Source organism: Actinoplanes sp. NPDC048967, from assembly GCF_040649415.1.
Classification (GTDB): Bacteria; Actinomycetota; Actinomycetes; order Mycobacteriales; family Micromonosporaceae; genus Actinoplanes.
Window position 1 is genome coordinate 117,306 of the sequence record NZ_JBEZFL010000001.1, and the last position, 12,015, is coordinate 129,320.

At 74.0% G+C, this 12,015-nt stretch carries 13 protein-coding genes and 2 pseudogenes; 9 read left to right on the forward strand and 6 right to left on the reverse strand.

All coding sequences use genetic code 11. The annotated features are described in order from the left end of the window. Positions 1-10: 10 nt before the first annotated feature. Together AB0C12_RS00585 and smpB are read left to right on the forward strand one after the other, a co-directional pair. Positions 11-451 carry a helix-turn-helix domain-containing protein gene (locus tag AB0C12_RS00585; protein ID WP_360542609.1) on the forward strand — a complete coding sequence of 147 codons (441 nt, stop codon included), beginning with the start codon at positions 11-13 and terminating at the stop codon, positions 449-451. A gap of 88 nt (positions 452-539) precedes the next feature. Further along, positions 540-1,025 (forward strand): annotated as a pseudogene (smpB, locus tag AB0C12_RS00590) (SsrA-binding protein SmpB); the annotation flags it as partial. A gap of 10 nt (positions 1,026-1,035) precedes the next feature. Here the strand turns inward: smpB and AB0C12_RS00595 are convergent. From AB0C12_RS00595 to AB0C12_RS00610, 4 genes are all read right to left on the reverse strand, one after another. After that, complete coding sequence (locus AB0C12_RS00595; protein ID WP_360542611.1) at positions 1,036-1,347, reverse strand: hypothetical protein; 312 nt, start codon at positions 1,345-1,347, stop codon at positions 1,036-1,038. 57 nt (positions 1,348-1,404) lie between these two features. Further along, positions 1,405-2,028 (reverse strand): hypothetical protein, encoded by a 624-nt coding sequence (locus AB0C12_RS00600; RefSeq protein WP_360542613.1) that lies wholly within the window; start codon positions 2,026-2,028, stop codon positions 1,405-1,407. A 43-nt stretch (positions 2,029-2,071) separates the two neighbouring features. Further along, positions 2,072-3,538 carry an FAD-dependent monooxygenase gene (locus tag AB0C12_RS00605; protein ID WP_360542615.1) on the reverse strand — a complete coding sequence of 489 codons (1,467 nt, stop codon included), beginning with the start codon at positions 3,536-3,538 and terminating at the stop codon, positions 2,072-2,074. Between the two features lie 80 nt (positions 3,539-3,618). Beyond that, a complete protein-coding gene (locus AB0C12_RS00610) occupies positions 3,619-4,227 on the reverse strand; it encodes a TetR family transcriptional regulator (protein ID WP_360542617.1) in 609 nt (202 codons plus the stop codon). Between the two features lie 779 nt (positions 4,228-5,006). Between AB0C12_RS00610 and AB0C12_RS00615 the strand changes: the two genes are divergently transcribed. From AB0C12_RS00615 to AB0C12_RS00640, 6 genes and pseudogenes are all read left to right on the forward strand, one after another. Continuing rightward, a complete protein-coding gene (locus tag AB0C12_RS00615) occupies positions 5,007-5,774 on the forward strand; it encodes a hypothetical protein (RefSeq protein ID WP_360542619.1) in 768 nt (255 codons plus the stop codon). Between the two features lie 23 nt (positions 5,775-5,797). Continuing rightward, positions 5,798-6,652: a hypothetical protein gene (locus AB0C12_RS00620; protein ID WP_360542621.1), complete on the forward strand. Its 855-nt coding sequence runs from the start codon at positions 5,798-5,800 to the stop codon at positions 6,650-6,652. 98 nt (positions 6,653-6,750) lie between these two features. After that, the gene (locus tag AB0C12_RS00625; RefSeq protein WP_360542623.1) at positions 6,751-7,482 is read left to right on the forward strand and encodes an energy-coupling factor ABC transporter permease; all 732 of its coding nucleotides are present in this window, start codon (positions 6,751-6,753) and stop codon (positions 7,480-7,482) included. Then, positions 7,479-7,860 (forward strand): annotated as a pseudogene (locus AB0C12_RS00630) (PDGLE domain-containing protein); the annotation flags it as partial. The gene AB0C12_RS00625 and the pseudogene AB0C12_RS00630, both read left to right, overlap by 4 nt. Further along, the gene (gene cbiQ, locus AB0C12_RS00635; RefSeq protein WP_360542625.1) at positions 7,826-8,587 is read left to right on the forward strand and encodes a cobalt ECF transporter T component CbiQ; all 762 of its coding nucleotides are present in this window, start codon (positions 7,826-7,828) and stop codon (positions 8,585-8,587) included. The pseudogene AB0C12_RS00630 and the gene cbiQ, both read left to right, overlap by 35 nt. Next, positions 8,584-9,327 carry an ABC transporter ATP-binding protein gene (locus tag AB0C12_RS00640; RefSeq protein ID WP_360542627.1) on the forward strand — a complete coding sequence of 248 codons (744 nt, stop codon included), beginning with the start codon at positions 8,584-8,586 and terminating at the stop codon, positions 9,325-9,327. Before cbiQ ends, AB0C12_RS00640 begins: the two co-directional genes overlap by 4 nt. Here AB0C12_RS00640 and AB0C12_RS00645 read toward each other — a convergent pair. Continuing rightward, a complete protein-coding gene (locus AB0C12_RS00645) occupies positions 9,324-10,508 on the reverse strand; it encodes a thiolase family protein (protein ID WP_360542629.1) in 1,185 nt (394 codons plus the stop codon). The genes AB0C12_RS00640 and AB0C12_RS00645 overlap by 4 nt on opposite strands. An 83-nt stretch (positions 10,509-10,591) precedes the next feature. On the opposite strand from AB0C12_RS00645, the gene AB0C12_RS00650 reads away from it, so the two are divergent. Beyond that, positions 10,592-11,152 carry a TetR/AcrR family transcriptional regulator gene (locus tag AB0C12_RS00650; protein WP_360542631.1) on the forward strand — a complete coding sequence of 187 codons (561 nt, stop codon included), beginning with the start codon at positions 10,592-10,594 and terminating at the stop codon, positions 11,150-11,152. 164 nt (positions 11,153-11,316) lie between these two features. Here the strand turns inward: AB0C12_RS00650 and AB0C12_RS00655 are convergent, their stop codons facing one another. Then, the gene (locus AB0C12_RS00655; protein ID WP_360544891.1) at positions 11,317-11,940 is read right to left on the reverse strand and encodes a thioredoxin domain-containing protein; all 624 of its coding nucleotides are present in this window, start codon (positions 11,938-11,940) and stop codon (positions 11,317-11,319) included. Positions 11,941-12,015: the final 75 nt, after the last annotated feature.

Consider the following 12,015-nt stretch of genomic DNA (forward strand, 5'->3'; position numbering starts at 1 on the left):
CGGGCAGGGCATGGACATCGGGCGGGCCGGGCAGATCACGCAGATCGTGCTGATCCTGCTGTCGCCGACACTGGCCTTCGGCGCGATCATCTACCTGCCCCGGGTCGTGCGCGCGGCGTGGCTCCGGGTGCACCCGGAGTCGGACCCGGGCCCGCCGGCCCCGCCGATCGAACAGGTCGTGGCGAACCTGCACCGCCTCCTGCACCAACACGACGCCCTGCTGCACTCCCCCGACGTGGCCCTGCGGGCCCGGCGGCTGAGGGCACTCGAGGCCGCCATCACCGACAGCGCCCTGGACGCGGCCCGCGCGCTCGACGTCCCGGCGCCGGACGCCCCGGGGCACACCGGCCTGCGGCCGGCCACGCTCAGCCGGCTGCTGCGTGACCTGGCCGCCGCCGGGCTGGTGCTGCCGCGCGGCATCGAGCTGGTCGACGGCGACCGGCTGAGCTGAGCCGCCCGGCCGGGGCGGTGGCGGGCCGGGACGTTTGCGAGGATGAAGGCCACAGCAGCGGTCCGGCGACAGCGAGGGGGCGGCCACGGCCAGGGAGACCGGACGCAAGGTCATCGCGACGAACAAGAAGGCGCGACACGACTACGCGGTCCTCAAGACGTACGAGGCGGGCCTGGTGCTGGCCGGCACCGAGGTGAAATCGCTGCGCGCCGGGTACGCGTCGATCGTCGACGCGTTCGCCCAGGAACACGAGGGCGAGCTCATGCTCTACAACCTGCACATCGCCGAGTACGGCTTCGGCTCCTGGACCAACCATGCGCCGCGCCGTACGCGCAAGCTGCTGTTGCACCGCATCGAGATCGACCGGATCCTCGACAAGCTCCGCGAGCCGGGCAACACGCTGGTGCCGCTGTCGCTGTACTTCAACGAGGGCTGGGCCAAGGTCGAGCTGGCCCTGGCCCGCGGCAAGCGCGAGTACGACAAGCGCCAGGCCCTCGCCGAACGCGACGCCAACCGGGAGATCGCCCGCGCCATGGGCCGCCACCTCAAGGGCCGCACCGCCCGGGCACGCTGAGCGGAGGTGCTCAGACCCGGACGAGGTGGGTCGGGCAGCAGAAGTTCTGCGCGGTGTGCATGTCGTGCCAGTACGTCACCGGCACCGAGGTCTGCAGACAGCCCTCATGGAAGCAGCGCACCCGCAGCTTGGTCCCGTCCGGCACGTAGTCGGTGCGGCCGGGATGGCGCCGGCAGGTCGTGGTGGGCGTGAGGTCGTGCACGAAGCTGCGCCACTGACAGCTCTCCTCACCGCAGACCGCCAGCCGCCCGCGCCGATGAGCGATGCGGGGGCCGGGAACGGGAAACAGCAGGGTCACCAGACCGAGTACGGCAGAGCGCATGCCGACCACCTCCGGGTGACGGGCTCCACCTCGGACGGTACGCCGCCCCGCCACCGGTCACAACGCCCGCTCGCCCGGCCCGGGCAGGGGAAGCTCAGCCGCCGTGGCCGGCTCCGGCGATGGCAGCTCCGCCACCGCTGGCCGGGGAAGCCCAGCCGCCTCGCCCGGCTCCGGAAGGGGAAGCCCGGCTGCCTCGCCCGGGACCGGAAGGGGAAGCTCGGCTGCCTCGCCCGGGACCGCGGGGGCCACCGAATGGCTCGGCGCCGGCCGATCCGGCGCGGTCGTCCGCGAATATCGGCCCCGGCTGCGGGTCACCGGCAGCGTGACCAGCCGGATCGGGGGCGGCGGCTCGGCGAACCGGCCCGGCCCCCAACGAACCCAAACCGCCACGCGCCCCTCCGCAGCCTCGGCGAGCAGCTTCTCCACCGTCCGCTTGCGGTCGGTGTGGTCGACCTCGACGACGATCGGCGGCGCGGCCGGGCGGGCCAGGGCCACGTCGAGCACCGAATGCTGCTTGTCCATCGGCGGCGGCAGCCGGACCACGCTGGGCGCGCGCCGGTAGACGCGCCAGCCCTGGGCCAGGCCCCAGGCCGCCACCTCGTCGATGATCCGGGCGGTGACCTCGTCCTGGGTGAGGCCCGCGAACGTCAACTCCGCGAGCCGCTGTGCCAGGTCGTCCATCAGGGCAGATTAGCGGCACCCACCGACAACTGACCCGGGCCGGTCAGGGCCGGCCGAACCACGCCGCCATGGCCTCGGGCAGTCCGTCGCCCGTGGTGCCCTCCCAGGCGACGTAGCAGTCCGGGCGCAGCAGCAGCGCGGCCGGCAGGCCCGGGGCGGCAGCGACGTCGACCCGGCCGGCCCACGGGCCCACGTCCAGCCGGCCGGTGGGGTCGAGCAGCAGCGGGCGCGCGGACCGGGTCAGTTCCCGCAGGCCCGGCACGTCCGGCGCCCAGCGTCCGACGTGCGGACCGTCGACTCCCGGGGTGTCGTAGCGGATGTCGGCCCCGGAGATCAGCTCGGCGATGTGCCGGCGGCCCTGCGGCAACGCCAGCAGCTCGCCGACCAGCTCGCGCAGGGCGGTCACCTCACCGCCGGGACCGACCAGGACGGACTGCGCCCGGGTGTGCATGGTCACCCGCCGGCCGACGGGCCGCCGCTCCGACTCGTACGTGTCCAGCAGCCCGGGCGGGGCGTGGCCGAGCACCTCGGCGGCGAGCTTCCAGCCCAGGTTGATCGCGTCCTGGAGGCCGAGGTTGAGCCCGGGGCCACCGAGGGCGGAATGCACGTGCGCCGCGTCGCCGACCAGCAGCACCCGCCCGGCCCGGTACGCCGACGCCAGCCGGGTGTTGCCACCGACCGTCCGCCGCAGCAGGTGCGGACCGGGTCCGTCCGGGGCGTCGAGCGGCAGGTCGGCCCCGAGCACCCGGCCCGCGGCCGCCCGCAGCTCGGCGATGCTGGTCTCACCGTCGCCCACGTCGTCGCCGGGCCGATAGCGCTCCCCCACGCTGACCAGCGGCGCACGGCCGGGCATCGGCGCCCAGGCGATCAGACCCTGCTCGGTACGGGTGTGCAGGAACGGTGGCAGCACCCCGAAGCCCGGCACGTGCAGCGCACCGTGCGCGTCGACCATGCTCGCCGGCACGCTGACATGCGCCGTCCGCGACACCGTGTCGTCCCTGGTCACGCCGGGAAACGCGATGCCGGCGAGCTTGCGTACCACGCTGTGCCCGCCGTCCGCGCCGACCAGGTAGGCCGCCTCGACCGGGGCCAGGCCGGCGACCTCGACCGTCACCGACCGCTCGTCCTGGGTCAGGCCGAGGACCTCGTGACCACGGTGGATCGTCACGCCGAGCTCGGCCGCCCGCCCGGTCAGCATCTGCTCGATCCGCCGCTGCGGCACCAGCATCGTGTAGAGCGGGTTGTCCGGCAGATCGTGCAGGTCCAGCGGGAAGGCGGCGAAGGTGAACCCGGGCGCCGGGCGGGGCGGACCGGGGGTGCCGGCGAGCCGCTCGTACAGGCCGCGCCGGTCGAGCATGCGGATGACCTGCCCGACCAGGCCGTTGGCGCGCTGCTCGGTGGTGGGCTCGGGCAGCCGCTCCAGGACCAGCGGCCGGACCCCGGCCAGGGCCAGCTCGCAGGCGAGCATGAGGCCGTTCGGCCCGGCGCCGGCGATGACGACGTCGATCATGGTGAACCCTCTTCCGGGTACGGGGCACCGGCCCGCCGGCGAACGGCGGGCTGACGCTGGAATGTCGAGGTGGCGGTCGCTCAGGGCGGGGGCAGGCCCGCGGCGATCCGGGCGAGGGCCTCGGTCAGCAGCTCCGGCATCGACACGTGCGGGCCGGCGCGCAGGGAGTGGGCCTGGGCGACGTTGTTCGCGGCCATCACGACGGAGGCCACCAGGTGCGGATACATGTCCTTGCTCAGGTCGGTGCCGGTGCGCCCGGCGACGGCCGCGGCGACCTCCGCCTCGGCCAGCGCGCCGGCGCGCAGCAGGTCACCCTGCAGGGCCGGCTCGGCGATCATCGTGCGCACCCCGGCGGCCCAGGCCTCCTGATCGGCCACCGGATGCGCGGCCAGCTCCGGACCGGGCTCGAGCTGGGCCAGGGCGACCGCGGTGATGGCCGTCCACAGCGGCTCGCCGGCCGGCCGGGCCCGCAAGTCATCGGCGGCGCGGCGCAGCCGGTCGAGGTGACGCGACACGATGGCGTCGCCCTTGCCGGCGAAATAGTTGTTGAAGGTACGCGGGGACACCCCGGCCGCGGCGGCGATGTCCTCCACCTTGACGTTGTCGAAACCCCGCTCGACGACGAGCCGGATGGCCGCCCAGCTGAGCGCGGCCCGGGTCTCGGCCTTCTTGCGCTCACGGAGTCCCATGCCCACCACCGTAGCCGAAGTTGCGGGCCACGCAAAGATGCGGGGCACGCAAGTTTTTGGGCGGAACCGATCCGGGGCGCGCTGGATTCCGTACCGGTGGGCGGCACCGACATGGAGGTATCACCGTGCACGGAATCCCCGACGCCGGCTCCGCCGACAGATCGCCGCAGCGTCCGCCGCCGGACTGGCCCGAGCCCGGCACCCCGCTGGCCGGCGAGGAACCGACGGTCGAGCTGCCGGTCATCACCGAAGCCATGCTCGCCGCGACCTCGACGCCCACCTTGGCCGGCGCTGCCCTGTCGCTCGCGCTGACCAGGTCTTCGCGGGCCCGGCGCATCCCGGCCCGGCAACGACGCGGTGCCCGCCCGGCGCCGCAGCCCGCGGCCGCGGGACAAGCCAGCTTGGACGACCTCCTGGCCGGGCCGCTCCACCCAGCCGGCCCGATCCATCCGGGTGACCCCACCGACGCGGCGGGCGCCACAGACCCCGCCGGACCGACCGGCTCCGACCGCCCACCCGGCCTCGCCGGGCCGACAGATGCCACTCACCCGGCCGGCTCGTCCGGGCCGGGCAACCCCGCCCAATCAGGCCTTTCCGCTGCGCGGGCCGACGGCCGCCGGCCCGGTGGCGATGCCGGTGAAGACAGACCCGCCCAATCAGGCCTCTCCGCTGCGCGGGCCGACGGCCGCCGGCCCGGTGGCGATGCCGGTGACGGCAGACCCGCGCCTGGCGGGGAGCGATCTCCTGACCGGACCGGTGACAAGGCCGGTAGTGATCCGGTGGACGGCGGAGAGCCGGCGCAGCCCGGCCGGGGCTGGCTGGTCGGTGCCGGAATCGCAGCCGCCGCCCTCCTGCTCACCGGCGCCGCCGTGGTGGCCCTGAGCCGCGACGGTGACCCCGGCACCACCCCCGCCGGCTGGAGCCCGCCGGTGGCCGCCGCCCCCTCCGCCCCGCACCTGGCCACTGCCGCCCGCGACGGGCGTACCAGTGCCGGTTTTGACCTCATCGACGGCGCCGAGCGGGTCACGCTGCGGGCCGCCGGACTCGGCGACGCCCTCTACCGGATCACCACGCCGGACGCCGGCGCCGTGGTGCCGCGCACCGACGAGCAGGCCGGCCGGGTCCGGTTGCGGCTCGACGGCGACGCGGAGTCCGTCGACATCACCCTCAACGCCGCCGTGCGCTGGGATCTGCGGATCGCCGGCGGTGCCCAGGTGTCCACGATCGACCTCAGCGCCGGGCGGGTCGGCGGGGTGGATCTGACCGGCGGCGCCGGCCGGATCGCCCTGACGCTGCCGCGGCCGGACGGCACGCTGAGCGTCCGGATGTCCGGTGGGGTCAGCCTCTTCGACGTGCACACGGCCGAGCGGACACCGGTCCGCGTACGGGTCGGGCGGGGCGCCGGGCAGGTCACCCTCGACGGGCAGCGGCATGCCGGGGTGGCCGCCGGGCGGACCTTCACGCCGGCGAGCTGGGCCGCGGCGGTCGACCGGGTCGACGTCGACGCGGCCGCCGGCATGTCGGCCCTGACCGTCGCACCCTACTAGCCGGTAATGACAGGATGACGGGCATGGATGTGACGCCCGCTCTTGCCCGTGAGGCCTGGCGGCTCGCCGAGCCGCTGCACGCGATGATCTATTTCGCCCCGGAGGTGCGGGAGCGTTTCGCGGCGCTCGGCGTGCCCGCCGGCGTCGACTACTTCGCCTCCCGCGGCGCCGCCTTCGGCCCGGTCGGTCCCGGGCCGGTGGTGGCCACGTTCTACAACTTCCATCCCGGCCTGGTGGCGCGCGCGCTGCCCGCGGCCTGGAAGATCGTGTCGCCGGCGGCCGCGGTCGCGGCCCGGCTCGACGCCGCCGACGCGGCGCTGGTCCGGGGCCTGGGCGACGTCGTGCAGAGCCCCGAGGTGGCCGAGGCGGCGGAGCTGGCCCGGCGGGCGGCGGAGTCGGCGATCGCGTACGCCGCGGGACGGCCGCTGTTCGCCGCGCACGCCGGCCTCGACTGGCCGGAAGCGCCGCACCTGGTGCTGTGGCACGCCCAGACGCTGCTGCGCGAGTTCCGTGGGGACGCGCACGTGGCGGCGCTGCTGGTGGCCGGGGTCAGCGGGCTGCAGTCGATCATTCTGCACGCGGCGTCGGGCCAGGCCAACGGCCGGTTCCTGCGGGCCAGCCGGGGCTGGAGCCGGGAGGAGTGGGCGGACGAGCAGAACGCGCTGCGGGAACGGGGCCTGATCTCCGGCGAGGAGCTCAGTGACCAGGGACGGGCGCTGCGGGACGGGATCGAGGCCGACACCGACCGGCTGGCCGCTCCGGCGTACCGCGTGCTCGGGGCCGACGGCGTGACGCGGCTCGCGGAGCTGGCGCGGCCGCTCAGCCGGACTCTGGTCAAAGCGGGCTTTCTGAGCGCGGCGGCCCCGCCCCGGAAGTGATCCCCGTCGCAGCCGCGCGGACGCTGTTGCCAATAGTTTGCAACTGCCACGGTGACCCATATGCTGATCGAGGCGCACCCGCGGCCGGAGGGGGATCCATGGACGTCCAGACGATGCACATCGCCAACGGGATCGTGAACGGCCCGGTGTCGGCGATCTTCGCCGCTTTCGCCGCCCTCGCCCTGGCGTTCTGCGTGTGGCGGGCCCGGGCCGACCTCGACGACCGGCTGGCCCCGATGGCCGGCCTCGTCGCCGCCTTCATCTTCGCCGTGCAGATGCTCAACTTCCAGGTGCTGCCCGGCGTCTCGGGTCACCTGCTCGGCGGCACCCTGGCCGTCGTCCTGGTCGGACCGTGGGTCGGCGCGCTCTGCGTGTCGACCGTCCTGATCATCCAGTGCCTGCTGTTCGCCGACGGCGGCCTGACCGCCCTCGGGCTCAACATCACCAACATGGCGATCATCGGCACCGCCGCCGGATATCTGCTGGTCGCCGGCCTGCTGCGGGTGCTGCCCAGGACCCCGTCCGGGCTCGGGGCGACCGCGCTGATCGCCTCGATCGTCGGCGTGGTGGCCGCCTCACAGGGCTTCGTGTTCGAGTACTGGCTCGGCGGCACCACCCAGCTCTCCCTGCCCTGGGTCTCCGGCACGATGGCCGGCACCCACGTGCTGATCGGCATCGGCGAGGGCCTGATCGCGGCGACCACCGTGGCCACCGTGGCCAAGGTCCGGCCGGACCTGGTCTACGCGCTGCGCCGCTTCCGCACCCCACCGGCGCCGGTGGCGGCCACCCCCGCCGAGGCGCCCGCCACTGTCTCGGGAGGTAAGGCATGACCCGGCGACTCGGCTGGTTCCTGGCCGGCGGCCTGCTGGTCGCCCTGCTGCTGGCCGGCGTGGTCAGCAACTTCGCCTCCAGCAGCCCGGACGGCCTGGACGCGACGGCCCGCGAGGGCTGCACCTTCGACTCCCACGGCGAGATCACCGGCGGCACCTGCATGCTTCAGCGGGAGCAGGACCACCAGCTCGCCGACAGCCCGCTGGCCGACTACGGCATCCGTGGCATCGACAACCCGTACCTGTCGACCGGGCTGGCCGGGGTGCTGGGCGTGCTGGTGACGTTCGCGATCGGCGGCGGCGCCTTCTGGCTCGTGCGCCGGCGCAGCCCCGAGAAGGTCTGATGGGCGCGGGCCACGCCCACCCGCTGCACCTGGACCGCCCCAGCCCGGTGCACGCCCTGGCCCCCGAGGTGAAGATTCTCGCGACGCTGCTGTTCACCATCGTCGTGGTGGCCACCCCGCGCACCGAGTTCGCCGCGTTCGGCGGTTACGCCGTGCTGCTCGCGGTGGTGGCGGCGCTGGCCCGGGTGCCGCTGCCGTGGCTGGCCAAGCGCGCCACCATCGAGCTGCCGTTCGTCGTGCTCGCCGTCGCCCTGCCGTTCGCGGGCCACGGCGAGCGGATCACCTGGCTCGGCCTGTCGCTGTCGGTCGACGGGCTCCACGGCGCGTGGAACATCGTCGCCAAGGGCACCCTGGGCGTGGTCGCCTCGCTGCTGCTGGCGGCCACCACCACCATGCGTGACCTGATCCTGGGCCTGGACCGGCTGCACTGCCCGCGGGTGTTCACCCAGATCGCCACGTTCATGCTGCGCTACCTGGACATCCTGGCCGACGACGCGCGCCGGATGCGCATCGCCCGGCTCTCCCGCGGCTACGACCCCCGCTTCCTGTGGCAGGTCAAGGCGTTCGCGGTCGGCGTGGGGGCACTGTTCCTGCGGGCGTACGAGCGCGGCGAGCGGGTGTATCTGGCGATGGTCTCCCGCGGCTACGACGGACGGCTCCCCCGGCCCGAGGCGGGCGGCGCGACGACCGCCGACTGGGCGACCTCGGCCGTCCTGCCCGCCGCGGCCGCCGCCATCGCCCTTACGGCGGTGCTGGCGTGAGCCTCGAGATCGCCGGCCTCACCTACGCCTACCCTGACGGCAGCGTCGCGCTGCGCGGTGTCGACCTCAGCGTCGGCGCCGGGGACCGGGTGGCCCTGCTCGGGCCCAACGGCGCCGGCAAGACCACCCTGGTCCTGCACCTCAACGGCATCCTGCACGGCGGCGCCGGCACGGTCGACGTCGGCGGGCTGCGGGTGGACGCACGCGACCGGGCCCGGCTGGCCGAGATCCGCCGCCGGGTCGGCATCGTCTTCCAGGACCCCGACGACCAGCTCTTCATGCCGACCGTCGCCGAGGACGTCGCCTTCGGGCCGGCCAACCTCGGACTGCGCGGCGCCGAGCTGCAGGCCCGGGTCGACGAGGCCCTCGAAGCCGTGGACATGGCCGCCCACCGCGACCAGGTGCCGCTGCACCTGTCGTTCGGCCAGCGCCGCCGGGTCGCCGTGGCCACCGTGCTGGCGATGCGGCCCGAGCTGCTGGTGCTGGACGAGCCCTCGTCCAACCTGGACCCGGCGAGCCGCCGGGAACTGGCCGAGATCATCGAACGGCTGCCGGTGACGGTGCTGATGGTGACCCACGACCTGCCGTACGCGCTGCAGCTGTGCCCGCGCTCGGTGATCCTCGACGACGGCCGGATCGTGGCCGACGCCCCCACCGCCGAGCTGCTGGCCGATGAGGAGCTGCTCCGGGCGCACCGGCTGGAGCTGCCGTTCGGCTTCCACCCGGTGCGACCGCTCTAGACCAGGCGCTCGATGACGGTGGCGTTGGCCGTACCGCCGGCTTCGCACATGGTCTGCAGCCCGTAGCGTCCGTCGGTGCGTTCCAGCACGCCCAGCAGGGTGGTCGCCAGCCGGGCGCCGCTGGCGCCCAGCGGGTGACCGATGGCGATCGCGCCCCCGTCGACGTTGACCTTCGCCGGGTCGGCGCCGGTCTCGGCCAGCCAGGCCAGCACCACCGACGAGAACGCCTCGTTGACCTCGAACGCGTCGATGTCGGCCAGGGTGAGACCGGCCCGGGCCAGCACCTTGTCGGTTGCCGGGATGACGCCGGTCAGCATCATGATCGGGTCGTCGCCCACGGCCGTCGCGGTGTGCACCCGAGCCCTCGGCCGCCAGCCCCGCTGCCGGGCGATCTCACTGGTGGTGACGACCAGCGCGGCGGCACCGTCATTGACCGGGCTGGAGTTACCGGCCGTGACCTTCCACTCCAGATCGCCGAAGCGCGGGGCCCAGCGCTCGTCGGCGAACGCGGGCCGCAGCCCGGCCAGCGTCTCCACGGTGGTGCCGGGCCGGATCGTCTCGTCGGTCTCCAGCCCGGCCAGCGGCGCGACCTGGCCGGTGAACCAGCCCTGCTTCCACGCCTCGGCCGCCCGCTGGTGGCTGGTCGCGGCGAACTCGTCTAGCTGCGTGCGCGACAGACCCCAGCGCCGGGCGATCAGCTCGGCGCTGATCCCCTGCGGGATCAGCCCGCCGGGATAGCGCTCCGCGACGGCGGGACCCCCGACGAACGCCCGCGCACCGTCGACCAGGGCGGAGCTGCCGATGGGTACGCGACTCATCGACTCGACCCCGGAAGCCACCACGATGTCGTGGGCGCCCGCGACCACCCCCTGGGCGGCGAAGCTCAACGCCTGCTGACTGCTGCCGCACTGCCGGTCGACGGTGGTGCCCGGCACGGACTCGGGGAAGCCGGCGGCGAGCACGGCCAGCCGGGTGTTGTTGGTGCTCTGCTCGCCGATCTGACCGACCGTGCCCCCGATGACGTCATCGAGCTCGGCCGGGTCGAGGCCGTCGAGCCGGGCGGTGACGGCGCGCAGGACGTGGGCGTGCAGATCGACCGGGTGGATCTCCGCGTAGGCGCCGCCGGGCTTGCCCTTGGCCACGGGTGTGCGTACCGCTTCGACGATGACCGCGTCGCGCATGTCGTGCCCTCCCCATCGAGTGACGGACCGATCGGTCCGATCCTAGAGGCTCGGCGGACCGATCGGTCCGTTACATTGGCCACATGGCACGCACGGCAACACCCGGCACCCGCGCCCGCATCGTCTCGACGGTGGCCCCGCTCTTCTACAGCCAGGGGGTGCGGGCGGTGGGCATGGCCCAGATCGTCGCGGCGGCGGGCTGCGGCAAGAACCTGCTGTACTCGCACTTCCCGGGTAAGAACGAGCTGGTGGCGGCCTATCTGTCCCTGGTGAGCGCGGAGCGGGACCGGTCGGCCGAGCGGGCCCTCGCGGCGGCCGGTGAGGGGCGGGAGGCGGTGGTCGCCCTGGTGGCCGAGATCGCGGACCGGGTGCGGGAACCGGGGTTCCGGGGATGCGCCATGCGCAACTACCTCACCGAGTTCCCGGCGGAGGACGACGTGCCGGGGCGGGTCGCTCGGGAGTATCTGGCGTCGTCGCGGGCCCGGGTTGATGAGCTGGTGCGGGTCGCGGGCGGGTCGCCGGGACTGGCCGATCGGGTCTGGCTGGTCATCGAGGGTCTGTACGCGGTGGCGGGCCGGCCGGATGCCGCTCAGCAGGCCGAGGTGGCAGTCGCCCTGGTCAAGGAGCTCGTCGCGACCCTTTGAAGCGCCGGTCGCCGACCTCTCCGTCGAGCAAGCCCCAGATGGGCGGGACGTGGCGGTCCGCTCACGGCGTAAGGCATCCTAGGTTACTGGGTTGAAAGGAAGGCCGCCTCTTCCAGAAGCTCAACTGCGGTCGCTACGCGGGCAAGCGGGATGCCGGACCGCTGTCACGCGGTCCCCTCCTCGTGGGCGGCTTGAGGAATCCGGGCGAGACCCGCCCGGGTTCGAGCGGTCTTCACCGCCTGCTTCAGCGTCACGATGTCGTACGCCCCATAGTGCCGGCTCCCGTTGATGAAGAACGTCGGCGTGCCGGACACCCCGCTCAGGTCGGCCGAGTCCACGTCGTCGGCGACCCGTTGCGCGTGCCGGTGGTCCATCAGCTCGTCGTGGAACCGGTTCGTGTCCAGGCCGAGCTGGTCGGCGTACCGGAGCAGGTCCATGATCTTGAGGTGGTCCTGGTGGGCCAGCAGCAGGTCGTGGAACTCCCAGAACTTGCCCTGACCGGCGGCCGCCTCCGCGGCTTCGGCGGCCAGCCGCGCCTGCGGATGGACGTCCGGCAGCGGCAGGTGCCGCCAGACGTAGCGCAGGTCCGTGTCGGTGATCAGGTCCCGGACCGCCGGTTCGGCCTGACCGCAGTACGGGCACTGGAAGTCGCCGTACTCGACGACCGTGACCGACGCCTCCTGCGGTCCGCGGACGTGGTCGCGTTCGGGGTCGACGGCCGGGATCAGGTCGACCAGTTCCTCGGTGTCGCCGAGCATGGCCCGGGCCCGGCGTTGCGGGGCCAGCATCCGGGTCGCCCGGAAGACCGCCCAGGTGATCAGCGACGCGCCGGCCGCCGCGGTCAGCACGCCGATCTTCGCCTC